Source organism: Paenibacillus rhizophilus (assembly GCF_003854965.1).
Lineage (GTDB): Bacteria > Bacillota > Bacilli > Paenibacillales > Paenibacillaceae > Paenibacillus_AQ > Paenibacillus_AQ rhizophilus.
The window spans coordinates 227,146-244,486 of sequence record NZ_RQPI01000001.1 but is presented as its reverse complement, the minus strand read 5'-3'; the positions used below and the strand labels follow the sequence as shown (position 1 = coordinate 244,486).

At 45.4% G+C, this 17,341-nt stretch carries 16 protein-coding genes; 6 read left to right on the top strand and 10 right to left on the bottom strand.

Annotated features, from left to right (window positions below):
• Positions 1-62 precede the first annotated feature (62 nt).
• Together EH198_RS01155 and EH198_RS01150 are read left to right on the top strand one after the other, a co-directional pair.
• Positions 63-914 (top strand): AraC family ligand binding domain-containing protein, encoded by an 852-nt coding sequence (locus EH198_RS01155; RefSeq protein ID WP_124693725.1) that lies wholly within the window; start codon positions 63-65, stop codon positions 912-914.
• Complete coding sequence (locus EH198_RS01150; protein ID WP_124693724.1) at positions 911-1,837, top strand: DMT family transporter; 927 nt, start codon at positions 911-913, stop codon at positions 1,835-1,837. Before EH198_RS01155 ends, EH198_RS01150 begins: the two co-directional genes overlap by 4 nt.
• An 83-nt stretch (positions 1,838-1,920) precedes the next feature.
• Here the strand turns inward: EH198_RS01150 and EH198_RS01145 are convergent, their stop codons facing one another.
• The 5 genes from EH198_RS01145 to EH198_RS01125 all read right to left on the bottom strand — a co-directional run bounded on the left by EH198_RS01145 (position 1,921) and on the right by EH198_RS01125 (position 6,629).
• A complete protein-coding gene (locus EH198_RS01145) occupies positions 1,921-2,193 on the bottom strand; it encodes a hypothetical protein (RefSeq protein ID WP_124693723.1) in 273 nt (90 codons plus the stop codon).
• A gap of 294 nt (positions 2,194-2,487) precedes the next feature.
• Positions 2,488-2,973 (bottom strand): DUF1572 family protein, encoded by a 486-nt coding sequence (locus EH198_RS01140; RefSeq protein WP_124693722.1) that lies wholly within the window; start codon positions 2,971-2,973, stop codon positions 2,488-2,490.
• 81 nt (positions 2,974-3,054) lie between these two features.
• Positions 3,055-3,699 carry a flavodoxin family protein gene (locus EH198_RS01135; protein ID WP_124693721.1) on the bottom strand — a complete coding sequence of 215 codons (645 nt, stop codon included), beginning with the start codon at positions 3,697-3,699 and terminating at the stop codon, positions 3,055-3,057.
• 124 nt (positions 3,700-3,823) lie between these two features.
• Entirely contained in the window at positions 3,824-5,152 is a 1,329-nt protein-coding gene (locus EH198_RS01130) for a nitrogenase component 1 (RefSeq protein WP_221621468.1), read from the bottom strand.
• Complete coding sequence (locus EH198_RS01125; protein ID WP_124693720.1) at positions 5,121-6,629, bottom strand: nitrogenase component 1; 1,509 nt, start codon at positions 6,627-6,629, stop codon at positions 5,121-5,123. The genes EH198_RS01130 and EH198_RS01125 overlap by 32 nt, the downstream gene beginning before the upstream one ends.
• 415 nt (positions 6,630-7,044) lie before the next feature.
• Here EH198_RS01125 and EH198_RS24440 point away from each other — a divergent pair, with 415 nt between their 5' ends.
• Positions 7,045-7,218 (top strand): hypothetical protein, encoded by a 174-nt coding sequence (locus EH198_RS24440; RefSeq protein ID WP_185702703.1) that lies wholly within the window; start codon positions 7,045-7,047, stop codon positions 7,216-7,218.
• 71 nt (positions 7,219-7,289) lie between these two features.
• Here EH198_RS24440 and EH198_RS01120 read toward each other — a convergent pair whose 3' ends face one another.
• From EH198_RS01120 to EH198_RS01110, 3 genes are all read right to left on the bottom strand, one after another.
• The gene (locus EH198_RS01120; protein ID WP_379310249.1) at positions 7,290-8,804 is read right to left on the bottom strand and encodes a glycoside hydrolase family 32 protein; all 1,515 of its coding nucleotides are present in this window, start codon (positions 8,802-8,804) and stop codon (positions 7,290-7,292) included.
• Between the two features lie 155 nt (positions 8,805-8,959).
• A complete protein-coding gene (locus tag EH198_RS01115) occupies positions 8,960-10,417 on the bottom strand; it encodes a glycoside hydrolase family 68 protein (RefSeq protein ID WP_124693718.1) in 1,458 nt (485 codons plus the stop codon).
• A gap of 445 nt (positions 10,418-10,862) precedes the next feature.
• The gene (locus tag EH198_RS01110; protein WP_124693717.1) at positions 10,863-12,329 is read right to left on the bottom strand and encodes a glycoside hydrolase family 68 protein; all 1,467 of its coding nucleotides are present in this window, start codon (positions 12,327-12,329) and stop codon (positions 10,863-10,865) included.
• 658 nt (positions 12,330-12,987) lie between these two features.
• Here EH198_RS01110 and EH198_RS24435 point away from each other — a divergent pair.
• Genes EH198_RS24435 through EH198_RS01100 form a run of 3 tightly spaced genes read left to right on the top strand, consistent with a single transcriptional unit; the run spans position 12,988 to position 14,070 of the window.
• Complete coding sequence (locus tag EH198_RS24435) at positions 12,988-13,155, top strand: hypothetical protein (RefSeq protein WP_185702702.1); 168 nt, start codon at positions 12,988-12,990, stop codon at positions 13,153-13,155.
• Between the two features lie 59 nt (positions 13,156-13,214).
• Positions 13,215-13,709: a hypothetical protein gene (locus EH198_RS01105; RefSeq protein WP_124693716.1), complete on the top strand. Its 495-nt coding sequence runs from the start codon at positions 13,215-13,217 to the stop codon at positions 13,707-13,709.
• 22 nt (positions 13,710-13,731) lie between these two features.
• Entirely contained in the window at positions 13,732-14,070 is a 339-nt protein-coding gene (locus tag EH198_RS01100; RefSeq protein WP_124693715.1) for a hypothetical protein, read from the top strand.
• A gap of 534 nt (positions 14,071-14,604) precedes the next feature.
• Here EH198_RS01100 and EH198_RS01095 read toward each other — a convergent pair.
• A complete protein-coding gene (locus EH198_RS01095) occupies positions 14,605-15,453 on the bottom strand; it encodes a PRD domain-containing protein (protein ID WP_124693714.1) in 849 nt (282 codons plus the stop codon).
• Positions 15,454-15,492: 39 nt separating this feature from the next.
• Positions 15,493-16,995, bottom strand: a complete 1,503-nt coding sequence (locus tag EH198_RS01090; protein WP_124693713.1) for a PTS transporter subunit EIIC — start codon at positions 16,993-16,995, stop codon at positions 15,493-15,495.
• Positions 16,996-17,341: the final 346 nt, after the last annotated feature.

Here is a 17,341-nt window from a genome sequence, read left to right as displayed (position 1 = left end):
GAATTTTCTTTCTTTTCATATTATAATGACAGCACATTGAACTTGAAAAGAAGGTGCAGGCGATGACTCGCGAGGTTCGAACGGTCTGTTTCGATGCGGATTTAAAGCTGGAAGCGTATCGGTTTGAAGGGATCATGCAGAAGTTTCCCAACCATTTTCATGACTATTATGTCATTGGTTTTATTGAACAAGGCAAGCGGCGTCTGATCTGCAAGAATGAGGAGTATATCATTAACAGCGGAGACTTAGTCATCTTCAACCCTCAGGATCCCCACGCCTGTGAACAGGTAGACGGAAGGACGCTCGACTATCGCTGCATCAACATTCAACCAGAGGTCATGCGCCAATATGCGCTGGAAGTAACGGGAACAGATTATTTGCCCAGCTTCGCGCCAACCGTTCTTTATCGTAGTGACCTGGCCGCATCCCTGCGTGAGCTGCACCTGCTGGTTTTAGAGGAGCAGCCCGGGTTCCAGAAGGAAGAAGCGTTTCTGCTACTCCTGGAGCAGCTGATGAGAGAGTATTCAGACGTAGGTACGCCTTATCCCTCTCAGGAATTCACCTCTGAAATCAATATCATATGCGAATACATAGAGTCACACTATACCCAAAGCATTACTCTGGATCATTTAAGTAAGTTGACAGGACTGAGCAAATATCATTTGCTGCGTTCATTCACACGGTCAAAAGGAATCTCGCCGTACAGCTATCTGGGAACCGTGCGGATCAACCATGCGAAAAGGCTTTTGGAACAGGGAACGCCTCCTATCGATGTGGCCTTTCAGACCGGTTTTAGCGATCAGAGCCACTTCTCAAATTTCTTTAAAAAATTGATCGGCTTAACCCCTAAGCAGTATATGCGTATCTTCAGTCATGAAAAGGGATCGAAACGATCGGAGGATGTCACGGTATGACGGATCAACATAAGAGCACGGCCGGACATCTGCTCTCGTTATTCACGATTTTGATCTGGGGAACTACCTTTATCTCCACAAAAATATTGCTAACCGATTTTACTCCCGTCGAAATTCTGTTTTTCCGATTCCTTATCGGGTATGCCGTCTTGTTTCTGCTCTATCCCCGTCCTATCCGTACGAAGACTTTTAAGGAAGAATTGCTGTTTATCTCGGCTGGACTTTGCGGCGTCACTTTATACTTTTTGATTGAAAATATAGCCCTTACATATACGCTTGCTTCCCACGTAGGCGTGATTGTGTCGATCGCTCCCTTTTTCACGGCGGTTCTGGCTCACTTCTTTTTGGAGGGCGAGAAATTAAATGTTCAATTTATGATAGGATTTGCGCTTGCGCTGACCGGAATCGTATTAATCGGGTTCAACGGAAGCCTTCTCCAGCTGAACCCTGTCGGGGATCTATTGGCATTCTTGGCCCCTGCCGTTTGGGCAGTGTATTCCGTGTTGATGAGAAAAATAAGCGGGCTGAACCATCACACCATTGGCTCCACCCGTACAGTGTTTTTTTATGGTTTGCTATTTATGCTGCCTGTTTTATTTTTTCATAAATTCAATTTTGACTTGGATCGATTCCATGACATTTCGAATGTCACGAACCTTTTATACTTGGCCTTTGGAGCCTCCGCAATTTGTTTTGTAACCTGGAACTTGGCGGTAGGCATCCTGGGAGCGATCAAAACAAGCGTCTACATTTATATGGTGCCTGTGATTTCAGTAGCGGCCTCCGCCCTCATTCTGCATGAACAGATCACCTGGGCAACCCTGGCGGGAACCTTCCTGACTCTAACCGGTTCGTATATTTCAGAGCGGAAGCATAGTACGATTGGAAAAAGAGAGCTGCGGAAGACGATACGTAATACGTGACGATCAATGGGATCGCATTAAAGAGGTGCTAACTGAATGACATGTTATGGATCGCCAGATCCGGTGCGCTATGGCGGGTATTTTCAAATATACCGCAGAACCCAATCTCTGATTCCATAAGCTACTTCCGTTACAGGAGTTGACGTTGTATCGATCGTTGGCATTGGTGGGTCATATTCTTCATCTGCAATTTCCAATAATCGTTTTGCGAAGTTCTTATAGTCATCAATCATTTGCTGTGGCCAATTTCTTGCAAGTAACCGCGCTTCCCTAGTTTCGTCATCACAGTGCAAATTCAAGTAATATACGTGTTTAAATGAATTAAAATCAAAAGTCTTTTTCATGTCCCACGGCATAATGGTTCCGCACAGTATTGTAACTCTGCCGTTTTGAGCAATACTATGAGCTACTCGAACCCAAACATTTAATAACGTTCTTGTGTTCCCGACGCCGAAAGGCTTAAGGTTCCCAAATTAATCGGAACGAAGCGATAAAATAGAACCGGGTGGCGAAGCCACTTAGCCTTGCAGGTGTTTCGCCTGAATCCGCTTCCCTGCTCTAGCTTCTGGGCGACCAAGGCCGTAAGGCCCGCAGCGTGAATACCGTGTTATCGGATGTTCTTGCCTTCCCGGAATTACTACAATAACTCTTTATTTATTGCCCTTCTTAGGTATTGATGTTGTTACATATTCTCTGTCTTTAATCATCTTTCCTATATAAAGTATCTGCCCCATATGCTCAGAAAAATGTGTTGCACACTGTATTATCATATCTAAATTTGTTCTTTCCTTGTTCCTTACCAGTTGTGTCTTCATAAGCGTTTCTTCCGTCATAATTTTTATCGTTTCTATAATTTCATCAAACGATCCTTTGGTTAAATTAATCAAATCTTGTTTCGTTCTATATCGTTTTTCAAATTCTTCATCTCTATTTCTGGAGATTTCCTTATTATGAATTCCTTTAGTAATTCTTTCATCAATATTCCCACGAATATGGACAATTAAGTTCGTTACACTGTTACTCGATTCATTAGGACGCCAATTGACCTGTTCATCGCTTAACTGGTCTAAAACTAGTATTATTCTTCTTTGAATCTCTTCAAATTTATTTGATAATAGTTTTTTTACCACTTCCATGTAGTCACCCACTTTATAGGTTTTTAGGCATTGCAAGAATTTCCGATAACATAATTGTTAAAATCAGTCTCGCAGCTCGCGTCATACGGCAGCCAAACGGGCTCCGAGCTCAAACGCCTTTCTGCGGTCGACGGGGAACTGTTCCTCTCTTACTCTGGCCTTTTGCGCAGCGTCGAATTTGGAAGCTTCATACTTGGAATAATCGGCAAATTGATACGTATCACAAGAGAGCAGAATCTCCGAATCCCCGCCCAGTATCTGCAGCAGATTCCGATTGCTCTGGAATACCGGCTCGTAATTCATCTCTTGCATTCGCTCTTCTGTGACATTCATGGTATAGATAAAGCCCGAGTTGATCCTGCCCTCAAAAGTGGATCTCTCTCCTTCGTTGTAGGATAGATTGGGGAACAGCAGCCGCTCCAGGAAGCTTCGAATTTCTCCGGTAACATTGCCGAAATAGATGGGGGAACCCAGCAGGAGAGCGTCGCATGCCAGGATTTCCCTCAGCACCTCCTTTAAATCGTCTTTCATGGCACATAATCCGCCCAGCCGGCTGCCTTTTCTTTTGCAGGATAAACAGCTCGCGCATCCCTTAAAATTCAGATCGTACAAATGCACCAGCTTCGTCTCCGCTCCCTGGGCCTGCGCCCCGAGAAGAGCTTCCTGAAGCAGCGTCGCGGTATTGCGGTTTTTTCGCGGACTGCCGTTGATTGCAATGACTTTCATCTTTCCTCACTCCTTCATTATCCATGTGGAATTTTGAGCCATCCCGCGCCTGTCATTCCTGAGCACAAAAAAAAGGTTCGCAAATCGCTCCCAAGAACAATTATACGAACCCTTGAGCTTATTTTCACATGAAATCATTCAATACTACGGAATAGATATCTTCAACCAATTGTAATGCTCCATTATATCCAACGTAGGATTTGCTTAGTACCATCTCATTGCCGATGGGTGCGGAAACCGACAGCTGATAGGCGTTCAAGTCTCTTGCAACCACCCGTTCCCAGGAACTGCCCAGAATAATCGGACGGCTTCTGATTTTTAATTTTCTGATTTCTTCTTCAACATAACCTCCATCATTAGAAAATACCGTTTCGGCAACGATATCACTTGTGAATTTCTTGAATTCCGCGGATACACTGTCCTGATATTTTATCGGCGTATCATCGGTGATGAACTGCTTCTCCGGGATTAATCCCATGTCATTGGTCAAAAATCTGGCGATTCCCAGCGCATACAGGCTGTCCGCCACCGTAATGAACCGTCTTGGCAGCAGTCTTGTTTCCAGCAACGTATCGGCTGCTCTTTCCAAATAGTAGAAATATCGTTCCTCTTGCTTACGGATGACATTTTCAACTACTGAAGGATCAATTCCGGCGAATTCACCTACCGCTCTCAGGAAATTGGAGGTTTCAGTCGGACCGACCGGAAGCGCCGGATAATGCAGAAACGGCGTGCCGAATTTGTCTTCCAAATGCTCGGCGTTCCGGAGTCCCACCCATGGAGAGATCACCAGATTAAACTGCGCCTTGGGTATGTTATTGAGAGCTTCAACGCTGCTATCCGGTCCGAAGATCACATTCGGTTTCAGCCCGAGCGAAGAAATGAGAATGTTCAGTTGCTCGATGTCACCCGACCAGAAGGTATTCTGATAAGGTACTGACGACCAGATATTGACCAGTCCCGGTTCTACCTGCTGCGGCTGCAAATACTGGTCGATAATGGCATCCAGAACCAGTTCATGACCGACCAGATTGCTTCCCTTGAACCCGCCGGTTTCAACATATACAATCGGTTTGCCTTGATCCTGGAATTTTCTTGTAACCTCCCCCACATCATCCCCTATAATATCCGATGTGCAGCCCGTGAGTACGACGAAAAGATCACCATCGATGACATCAAAGGTATTGGTGATGACTTTACGCAGCTGGTCCGTACCGCCAAACACCACTTCTTTTTCTGAGGCATTGGTGCAGGGAATCGCATGTCCCCCGACATATCCTGAACCTTGATGGCCGTTTTGACTTCCGAGTGTCGTCCACAGCTTGGCTACGCAGCCCGGACCGGCATGGACGATGGGCACCGCTCTTTTGATGGCCAGTACCGATTCAAACGCACCGAGTGTGCACACATGTCTGATTTGCTCAACGCACTGCGACATTTTTCTTGTTCTCACTTTCTTTTCTCTTATTTTTTTGTTTAAGGAATTCGAAGGGGTCCTGCTCCAGCCACCATTCGGTATAGGGCAGCTGAATTCGTTTGGACAGATTCAAGGCAAGACTATTGTTGGTCAGCGCATCAATAATGCGATGTCCGAACTCGATCGTTCCCTGATAACCGAAGGCGCTGTATTCATCGCTGACCATGATGGCGGGAATACCCATTTTTGTAGCCCAGACGGACATTCCGGGATGTCTTCCGATAAAAATATCCGGCTTGACCTTTGACAACAAATTAATGACCTCGTGATTCTGCTGATCGCTTACGCTGACCGGGATATCTTTGTCTGTCTTGGTCAGTTCCACTGTGCAGGAAGGGCATCCGCCATGATCATGCTTGGCATCGTAATGCCAGGAGAATCCCCATACTACTTCCATGCCGAGATCCTCGAGAAACCGAATATAGTTATGCGCGAAGCTCGGCCCCATGCCGACGACCACTTTTTTGCCTTTCAGCTTAAACTTGATCTCTTCCAAATCAGGCGCAGCAATCACCTTTTGTTCCGTAAGATACTCTTCAACTTCTTTCTCCTTGCCCACTGTCTCTCCAAGCTTTGTAAGCCAGTCATCAAATCCGGAAATCCCGTGCGGCTGCAGCGCCGTTACATAAGGGACGCCAAAATTCTGCTCCAGGCCATTCCCCATATAACTGCCGAGCGTGCCGCAAATACTGATTGTAGCCGCGGCTTCCGACCATCTGGAGATTTCCTCTATGTTGCTGTAGGGTATTCCGAACTGAGGCACCAGCCCCAAACGCCCGAAAATCTCGGTAATGACAGCCCGTCCACTGCCCGCAAAATTGATGACATTAACCAATTCGGGACGCTTCTTCTCGGCAGGCTTAACAATTCGCGACAATATGGCATGGAATGCCGCATCAAACCCGGAAGCCCAGATCTGTGACCGGAATCCTTCGCAAAAAACGGGAACAACGGGGATGCCAATCTCCGCTTCCACATTTCTGATCGTGCTTTCGATATCGTCTCCGATAATGCCGGAAGCGCAGGATGTGGTCACAAAGATCGCTTTGGGATTAAATCTTTCATAGGCTTTCAGGATGCCTTCTTTCAGAATCTGGTCTCCGCCAAATACGACAGCCTTTTCCGACATATTGGTATTGATGATTCTAACGTTTCTCTGGTTCCAGTCTCTGATTCTCTGTCCCCATTGAAACCCCGCGTTTGCGCCCGCGACGTCACCCGCACAGCCGATCGGCCCATGATTGACGATAGCCGCATCCGTAATCGAAGATAAATACCCTTGTGCACAGCCCGAGTTGCAATTTGTAGCCTGGCTGAATCCTCTGGATGCATTTTTCAGACATCCGGATTGTGATTGTTCCGCCAAATCCTTGATCGTTCCTTGGTATCCTACGATGGATTTCAGTCTTTTTTCCCTGATGGTTACCTGTGAGAGATTTAAATTAATTGACAATATAAAAGCCTCCTTCTAACTTAAATTGGGTTTGACTCACTCCTAAGGCGCACACCATTATTTTTTGGCTGTTGCCAGGTATTGTGAAAAGCAAAGTCGGACAAGGAATCGGTTTGACGAAAATAATTGGGAGTCGCCAGGATCATGGGAGCGGTTAGTCTTACCCGCGGCATCATCCCTGGAAATCGTGGTGATATGGGGGATTCTAGCTATAAAAAGGCACTGTGTTTTATTCCGAGTAATCTCATCTTATTAATGTTTTTACTAGTATAGCATTATTTGGGTTTTCGTCAAGAATAAATATCAGATTTTAAGCTTAAGGGAGTTCTTATTGGTTAACAATGTAAAAGGGGCCGGACAAGGATACATTCGCTAAGGCCTGCCACTTCAGACAGCTTCAGAAGGAGGGTATAACGTGAGCGAGGAAGAACAGGAACTCCATGAGCAAAGGGAATTTAACCGGACTTCACTAAATAGGGAAGAACAGGATGCTGGTGACAGAGGAGTGGAAATAAAATCCGACAGCGAGTTGGAGCAAGAGAGAAAACTGGTCGAGTCCATGGATCAGCCGGATAGCTTCGAATATTAAAAAAGAAGGCACCAAAGCGCCGGCTATCGCAGCTGAGAAAGAGATGGGATAGCCGGCGTTTGGCAAAATGATTATTTTTTGCCCAAGTGATTGATCACGACATTTTCAAAGACCGCCTTGCCGCCTTCTGAAAAAAGCGTGATTCCTTTATCGTTCCATCCGGGGAAAATGACATTGGAAAAAACGACAGAGCCATCATCAACAAAAACTTCGATGCTTGTCTTATCGACGAGGATTTTTAAATGCACCTTTTTCTTGCCGGCATCGAACGGTGCCCTGCTTTCCACATAGGTTCCGCCCTTGTCGGGCTGCCATGTATTTCTTCTATTGACATAGCTGTAACTGCCTTCCACAAAAACCCCGACATCGACATGCCGCTTCTTGTCTGCAGATTCCCGAAGTCTGAGTCCCGCATTCTTGAGATCAGACCACGATATGTCCGCGTCAAGCTGGTAAGCATCTCCGGTTGTATTAAGCGTTCTAGTGCCATTAACCTCGATTCGTTGAAAGGATTCCGTTGATTGGGTCAATTGATTTAACGCCTGAGTGGGCTGTGAAATCAATTGGTACGTTCCGCCCGCAGACTTAAGCTTGATTTGACGGACGATCGAATTTATTCCGTTATAGCCTTCCCGCAGCGTCGGCGTAGTATGGGGGTAATCCCAGTTATTCATCCAGGCCAAAGCATAACGATGGCTGTATTTATCGCTGCCCGCCCCCTCTTCAAACGTTACCGCGGCATACCAATCAAAGCCGTAATCCAGCCACTGCGGCTCTTTGCTATCCGGGATAAATTCCTTGCCGTTAAAGTCTCCGGTCCAGTAGGCGTAGGTGTTAGGTTTACCTGCCGGTTTCCCGTTTGCGCTGACGCCGAGAATCCATTTATAGGTCCCGTCATCCGCCCGCATCATATATAGATCAGGGCATTCCACAAGCCCGATATTTTCGGTAACAAAACCGCTGATATAAAGCCAATCTTTTAAATTGGAGGATTCGTAAAAACCTACTTTCGTTCCTTCCGCCATGGTCATGATCCATTTCCGGGACTTGTCATCCCAGATGATCTTAGGATCGCGGAAATCATGTGTGCCCGGATTGGCCAGAACAGGCTTATTGCTATAAGAGATGAACTTTTTTCCTCTGTCCGTGCTGTACCATAAATATTGTTCCTGCTTCCCGCCATCCGCAGAGGGTTGTGTCACTAACGCCACAAGCGCCCCTTTGCCAAAGCCTGCCGTATTATCCTTGTCCTCAACGACCGATCCCGTCCACGGATCGCCATTTCGGTTCGTATATTTCGGAATGGCCACCCCTTCATCTTTCCAGTGCACCAAATCCGTCGATGTTGCATGCCGCCACTCTGTACCATTTCCTTTAGGATAGTCACGATTGTAGAGATAATAGTAATGATACTTGCCATCCAGATAAATCGGCCGCTGCGGGTCGTTCATCCATTTGTCGGGAGTCGTGAAATGATAGCTGGCCCGATAGGAAGGCTTTTCTTTAGACAGTGGAGGTTCTTCATTAATGATGGTTTCCTCTTTTCTGTCATTTGTTGAATAATGAACCGCTAACCCTGCCGTGATCAGACCGGTTAAACAAATCACCCATATAACGAATCGTCGTATAAATGCATTCTTGTTGTTGTTCAATTGAACACCTCACTCTATGAAAAAAAAGAAAATGCCAATGTAACATCGACATTTTCTTTTCTTTAATTAATAATACATCAAACCTGTTGTTATTTGATCGTCAATTGTCCTTGTTCAAGGATGCTGTCTTTGACAACCGAAGTTTTGGAACCTTTAATGTTTACCAGGAAGCTTGGCGCAAAGGTGGACTTGTGATCTGCAAAAAGACCTCTGTTGGTCATGTAACTTGTGATGACCACATTCTTTCCGTCAGCTTGCGGTACAGCAAAATGGGAGTAAGTCCAGGTAACATCTTTAGGATCAAGATCCATTTGCAGGACAAGCCCGCTGTCGTTCAACGGTTTGTAAGGTCCGGTCAAAGAATCCGATACGTAACCCAGCATGTAAACATCTTCAGCGCCGATTCCGTCAATGGTCATTTTAGCTCCGCGGGAATCCGTGAACAAATACCATTTGCCATTCAGTTCAAATACGTTCGCCCGTTCAATTTCATCCGTAACAAGATTGGATGCGATCAGCGGCTTCATAACTGTTTTCAGCGTATAATCATCATTCAATTCAATGATACCCAGTGAACCGTTCGCTAAAGTAGCGAGTGATTTCTTAGGACCAGCCAGCAGCTTTTCTTTCTCGGCTTCGAAGAATTTCTTATTTCCGCCATAGAAAGCTTGGTTATTGAAGGCATCTTCACCTTGATAACCTGTTTCAGTACCTGTATTGGATTCAAACACAAGGTATTTATGGCCGTTTTCTTCAACATAGTGAGGGTCTCTCAAGGTATGATTGTCGGAATAGTCTCCGCCACCGAAAGATTGGTCAACATTTTGATAAATTTTACCGTCCCCATCAAAAATCGATTTGAAATCTTCTACGCCATCCACCTTCAGCGTAGTGGCATCGGGCTCGGACAGATTGACTTGAGCCGTTGTCAGGGTCTGTTTACCGAAGAAGCCGTGAGCCGGATCCCAGCCCTGACGGTTGGTATAGAACAAGCGAACATCGCCGTCGGAAGTCAGCGTTGCAGAACCAGACCACTCTTCGGCTTGATTGTTCAGAATAGGATCGTTTGGAACATATTTATCGCTGTCCTTGAATACTCTGCCGGCACTCTTCCAAGCGTCAATGGAGTTGTCACCGATTTTTTTATAGAACAAGTGGATGAATGTGTCCCAACCTCTAGCAGGATCTCCCGCTAAGGCAAAAACAACTTCGTAGCCCTTATAATTTGCCACAGTTCCATCGGCATTTTGCAGCGGCCAGCTATCCCACACATCCAAATCGATCAGGTTTCCGTATTGATCATAGCCTTTTGCAGAAGAGAGGTTTTTAATAGTTGATGCATCAAATTGCGGCACCTTAAACTGCTCACTGTTCTGTTGTGCAGGAATTTTCAACATGTCAGAGCGTGTGATGTGGGAAAAACCATAGTCTTCATTGTAACTCTGACTGTCATTTCCTTTTGCAAAAGCTGAAGTACCCCCGCCTACCAGTAAAGCTGTTGTAAAAGTTACTGCTGTCGCTTGCTTCACAATCTTTTTGATGTTCATACTTTCTCTCCTTTTTCCCTTGTATTTTGTTACTCTCAAACAGAAAAAGACCTAAAAATTCCTATGGAGATATCAATGATAGCATTGCTATCCCCAATCGGAGTTTTTAGGTCTTGCCTGCTTAAACAGTAACAATCCCGTAATATTTTGTTGTCACGGTTATTCTATAATTTTTCATCAATTGATGACTATAGACCAAAACTCCCGTTTTAATCAGGGTCAAAAGTAGGGGTTTCTTCTCGGTCTACCACATATATTCCTATAATTATTGTTACTATTTCACAGTTTCAAAGGGATAAAGATGGGTTAGTGGAAAATTACATCAAATCCCTTTTATTCAACTATATCACATTAAAATATTGAATTTTCAATGCCTGAGCGATATAGGTCTATTGACCCATATCGCTTTAAAAGCAAAGAGTTTGCACTCGTTTGATGCGTGTCCTCAGTTGATCGTCAATTGCCCTTGTTCAAGGATACTGTCTTTGACAACCGAGGTTTTGGCTCCTTTAATGTTCACCAGGAAGCTTGGCGCGAAAGTAGCGCGATGGTCAGGATAGAAGCCTCTATTGGTCATGTAGCTTGTAATAACCACATTATTCCCATCTGCCTGCGGTACGGCAAAGTGAGAGTAAGTAAAGGTAAGATCAGCGGGATCAAGATCCATTTGCAGGACTAGTCCACTGTCGTTCAATGGCTTGTATGGTCCGGTAATCGAATCGGATACGAAGCCAAGCATATAAATATCTTCAGCGCCGATTCCATCAATGGTCATTTTCGCGCCTCTGGAATCCGTGAACAAATACCATTTGCCATTCAGTTTGAATACGTTGGCCCGTTCAATTTCATCCGTTACGGTATTGGATGCGATCAGCGGCTTCATGACTTTTTTCAACGTGTAATCGTTATTTAATTCAATCATACCGAGTGCGCCGTTCGCCAGAGAAGCATCATGCTTTTTAGGACTTTGCAGCAGTTTATCTTTCTCGGCTTCGAAGAACTTTTTATTTCCGCCATAGAAAGCCAGGTTATTGAAGGCTTCTTCACCCTGGTAGCCCATTTCTGTGCCTGTATTGGCCTCAAATACAAGGTACTTATGACCGTTGTCTTCAACGTAGTGAGGATCTCTTAATGTATGGTTATCCCCTGAAGCATAGGCTCCTTCTTCGATAAACTGCTGAACATTTTGATACGTTGTTCCGTCTCCGTCAAAGATGGATTTATGATCCTCTACGCCGTCAACTTTCAGCGTACTGGCATCCTCCTCTGAAAAATTGACTTGAGCCGTTGTTATCGTTTGTTTGCTATAACCTGTTCCGCCGTCTTCCGGCGCGCCCGAGAAATCCGTATAGAACAACCGCACTTTACCGTCTTCGGTTAATGTCGCGGAACCGGACCACTCTTGTGTCTGATATTTGAGGATCGGATCATTCGCAGCAAATTTATCGCTGTCTTTAAATACCCGGCCGGCATTTTTCCAGCTGTCGATCGAAGTCTCGCCGGCTTTTTTATAGAATATGTAAATCGAGGTGTCATTACCGTTCTTCGGGCTCCCTGCTAAAGCAAACACGATCTGGTAGCCATGATAATTCGCCACGGTGCCGTCGGCATTTTGCAGCGGCCAGCTGTCCCACACATCCAGGTCGATCAAGTTGCCGTTTTTATCAAAACCTTTCGCCGAAGCGATGTTTTTGATGGTCGATGCGTCGAACTGCGGCACTTTAAACTGTTCACTTTGTTGCTGCTCAGGTATTTTCAGCATGTCAAAACGTGTGATGTGGGAAAAATCATACGTTTCTTTGTAATCCTGACTGTCTTTTTCTTTTGCAAAAGCCGAAGTTCCGCCACCTGCCAGTAAAGCCGTTGTAAAAGTTACTGCTGCCGCTTGCTTCACAATCTTTTTGATATTCATAATTCCTCTCCTTTTCCGCTTCAATTTTTTGTTCCAATCAAACAGAAAAAGACCTAAAAATTCCTAATGAAGACTCTCCGGCGATTTGCCGCATGGTCCCCAATCGGATTTTTAGGTCTTGCCTGCTTAACAGTAACAACCCTGACAATATTTTGTTGTCTGGACTAATACTATATTTAATAGCTCACAATAACTATAGACCAAATTTCCTCTTTTTGGGCAAGGTGAAAATCAGGAGAATTCTCCCAGTCTATCCTCACAAATTCCTAATTATTCCTGAATAGTTTGAAGTATCGTGCGCCATCATGAACGATGCCTAAATCTGATTTTCAAGATAATGAGCAGCAACAACGGAATGCCATACAAAGGCCAATAGACACGGCAGCTTGTTATACGTTATTCTATCCTGAAATAACTCCTATTTCATCATCTGAAGGCGCCACGTAAAGGGTATGACCGCCTAATACAATGTGGTATTACAATTCTTGAGGGAGATATACATCGGGTTTATTAATTTTTTTTGCTTTATTCTAATGCAAAATATACCATATATAGCTTTTTAAAATAATATTGTTATATTAACAAAAATAGGTATAATGACTAATGTTAGCAATTCACCCGGGAGATTGCAAAATACTATATTAAGGTAGGTATTATCATGAAGAAAAAATGGTTTTCACTTTTCTTTTTGCTTGCAGTGTTTGGTTTAATCTTTGCTGGTACCAATATGTATGCAGAAGACTTATATAAAGATGTGAATTTTACAATGCAAGTTATAATGAAGGGTATGAAAGAGGCCGGATATGGTCTCGACCAGATAATGTAAAATCTTGGTTTGAGGATAGTGAGTTCACCGTAGTTAACCAAGTAAGAACAACACGAGCTGTGATGCAATTCTCTAGTACTTACAAAGATGGCGTGCTATGGATTGATGGTTCGGATCCTGCACAATCATCTGATAACAAAATTACGATACCAGGATATATTTATAATTTAGTAGGACTTTCTGCATTTGGCGCTCCTGTCAATGCTGCGGTAAGTTTGATCGATGGTTTTACATCTTCGGGGATTAAACTTTCTTTCCCAGATAATGACCGACAAAAACATTATGTTGAGTACTATGATTCTAACGGTTTAGCAAATATGGCTCTTCCAAACTCTTATACCTACTCCCAAGCAGATTACGCATCGGATCAAAAATATATGGGTGCTAGTCCACGGTGGAAGTACTCAATGGCGGGTGGACCAAGAACTAACTATCCTGTTACCATTGTTGGTCGAGTCGCGTATGAAGCAAGTGTATACGATTCGGGTTACTATTACGACAATTACGGTTGGACTACGCTTGCAACTGTCAATCATCAAGTAAATCGACAATAAATTCTTTTATTTGGAGTCTAATATGAAGAAAAAGGCAAGTATTTTAATCGCATCAATTATTTGTATATTCATAATTATTTTGTTTTTGATCCCCAGGGAAAATCCAGGTGATTTTGTTTCGCATCTTTGGCAAAATAGCAGTGATTGGGGAAATGTGAAAGTATCTAATATTGAGCATCTATCCGGATATACTGTTGTCCACATTCAATACGAGGCGAAGAATGGTTTTCAGCCGACTGATCGTTGGATTGTGAAGGATCGGAAAAAAGTTCGTGATATGCAAGGTAATGAATTTGCCCAATGGGAGGGTTATGTTTATCTTGTTAAGCAAGGGTTATACTCTTGGCGTATTGTTCAATAAGAAGAATCTACTCCCTAAACTTCTTTTAATTTGTTTTTTCTATAAAACCTAGTATACAGCCCTGATGAGGTGCACAGCCCTTTCAGGGCTGTCAGGCTGTCGAGTAAGTCTCGACAGCCTTCTTTATGTACATTTAATTTCAGACGACACCGCATTAATGTTGTATATGTTCCAAATAAATAACGGCGATCCGCATGCATACCGCCTGACAAAAGTCCAGACTACGAATAATTACATCTGGACTGTGACCAAACTCATCGAGCAACGTGTCGAGATTGCGTTCAATATCATGGTATATCGGTTGATCCAATATAGAAGAACCCTCGTCTGGTTGACTTGATTGATCTGAGGCTGCGACTGAAGGAGTGTTAAGGCGTATGAGTAACGAATAGCGGGGTGCGTCAGCTTTATAAAGCTAACAGCAATGAAGCGGTAAACAATAATCTGGGGTGTGCTGAAGAAGAACAATCAAGCGGACCCAACGCAGGGCCGGTTAACAAAGCGCTGCGTTGAGAAAAATAATAATAAAGAAACTCAATTCACCATATCCTTCAACCGGGTATCCACCCGGTTGATCTCCATGGCGATTAACACCAGCTGGCTGTCGGTGAACGTATAACCGTAGTCATCTTCCACCTGACTGGCGACCCAACCGGCTTGTTCGTAGGCCATAGCATAGCGTTCCTTGGCGATCCGCACGATTTCAGGGTCCAATTCGTTGCGGAGCTTGCCCGTCTCATCGGTCTGGAGAATATTCTCAAGCTGGTTCACCAGACGCTCGTAGTTGGCAGAGCTCCGGTTCAATAATACACCGGCGGCATTTTCCACCCCTTCGGCAATATCCCGGATAACGGCAGCCATCTGCGCGTCCGATTCGCAAGCCCCGGCGTTCACCCAGGCGGTATGGATATGCATTGCGATATAACCTACCTCGTCCTCCGGAATTTCGATCTGCAATTTCTCCTGGATAAGCCTTTTCGCATGCAGCCCGATTTGGAACTCTCTCGGATATAAAATGCGGATTTCCTCCAGGAGCGTGTTCTGAATTACCATTCCTTTGCTTAGCCTTTCCAAGGCAAAAGAGAGGTGATCCGTCAGCGCGATATGAATATGTTTGTTAAAGGTTACTTCCAATTCCCGTTCCGCAAAGGAAATGATGTTCTCGGAAACCGCAATCTCCTCTTCGGGCAGTGTCCGCAGCATTTCCTGCAGATGGCCGTATTGATCCAAATCGTCCATTATGAACACTTTCTCGATTCGGGTCGGATCGACAATATCATTTTTTCCTTTTTGAAAAGCAATACCGGAACCCATGACAATCTTTTCTTCTCCAAGGTCGTGTACCACAACCGCGTTATTGTTAAGAACTTTTTTGATTTTCATGTTATTCTCCTGTGCTTTTACGATTAGAATTTGGCGATGTTATTCCTGAGAATCCAATTTATCCGGTTTATTCGGTTTGTCGACTCCAAGAAACCAAGTGACCGCAAAAGCCGTTCCCGTGGCAAGCAGGAAACCAATAATATAATGGATGAGGTTAATATGTCCGGGCGGGACAATAAAGGCGATCATCGGAATCCCGGTCAAACCGAATGAATCGGCCACCACCCCGTGAAAGGCTACATAAGCACCGCCTGCCGCACCTCCCGCCGCCGCGCCCAGGAAGGGACGGCCAAGCTTGAGGTTGACGCCGAAGGCGATCGGTTCGGAGATGCCGAGAAAGGCGGTTATCGAAGCGGGCAGAGCGATCTTTTTCAATGCGTCATCCTGGGTTCTGGCATACACTGCCAGTCCGGCCCCGCCCTGAGCGATATTCGCCATCGACCAGATGGGAAGCAGAAAATTGACCCCGATGTCCGGATTGGAAATAAGCCCGATTTCAATCGCCTGAATGCCGTGATGGAGGCCGCTCAACACGAGGAGGCCGTAGACCCCGCCGAGGAGCAGCCCGAACACCGTGCTTCCGAACTGGAACGCCTGTTCGAGCAGGCCGCTTAGAAAGCCGCCCAATTCGGTGGCAATCGGTCCAATGACGGCAACGGCGATGCCGCCGCCGATAACGAAGGTGAGAAAAGGGACGAGTATCACGGCAGCCGTTCCCGGAATAATCCGTCGAAGTCCCTTCTCGATTAACGTCATCAGCAGTACCGCAAGAATAATCGGAATCACGGTGCCTTGATAGACAAACTGCGGCGCATTCGACAAGGCTGCGTGGCTTAAGACTGTTCCGCCTTGTCCGGCAAGCTGCACAAGATCAGGCCGGGTCATGACAATCCCAACTGCGGCGCCGAGCGCAGGGGTTCCGCCAAACCGCTTGGCCGATTGATAGCCAAACATCACGGCTATGATTTGAAAGGCGGAGCCGGTCAGAAAGAGCAACGTCTGGAACCATACGCTGTCCAAGGGCGCCCAGTCGAAGGCTTCAATTAAACTGATCAAGCCGAGCAGCATGCCGACCGCGATAAAGAGCGGGATAATCGGCACAACGATATCGGAAAAAAAGGCTGCCGCAGCCAGAAACCGGCCGATTCGCCCCTTTGTTGCGGAGCCTTGCAGCTCCGGAGATGAATCTGTTGCGGTGAATAGGCGCTCCGCTTCGGGCTGCCGATCTGGTTCGTAATCCTGAAGAATGCGGGCAATTTGACGGTGCACCTTAAAGACAATGGCCGGGCCCACTATGATTTGCAGCTGTCCAGCCTGAACGAACACGTTCTGTACCTCTTCCAAGTGGGCAAGACCGGTTTCATCCACGCTGGCGCTGTTTCGTAACCTCATGCGAATCCGGGTCGTGCAATGAGTGACTTCCGACACATTGTCAGGCCCGCCAGAAAGCTCGATCAAGCTCATGGCCAGTTTCTTCGCTGAGCCACGGCTATCCCCAACATTTCTCCCCTCCAGAGTCTGTCGGGTATTCCCATGCGGCATTTTCCGCCCCTCCCCGTTTCTATTGCGCAGCAGCTGTAGTATTTTTTGAAATAAGTATAAGTAACAATTTCGTAATATGTAGTAGTAATCTTATTGTGACAATGATCCAATACAAAAGCAATGGTTAATACTTACCACCTTTAGTCAGTGTTAAAACAGGCACTATGCCTTAGTAGAGTCATTTTTGCCGGATTGAAAGTTTAGAACTATCGACCTAATTTGGATAAACGAACGAAAGCATCTCAAGCGGCTTATCGTTCTTACCCTGACCGGGCTACCAGACGGCAGCGGGCTGCCCGCGGCAGTTTGGATTGAATCGAAACGATTGACGTGCTGCATTCAACCT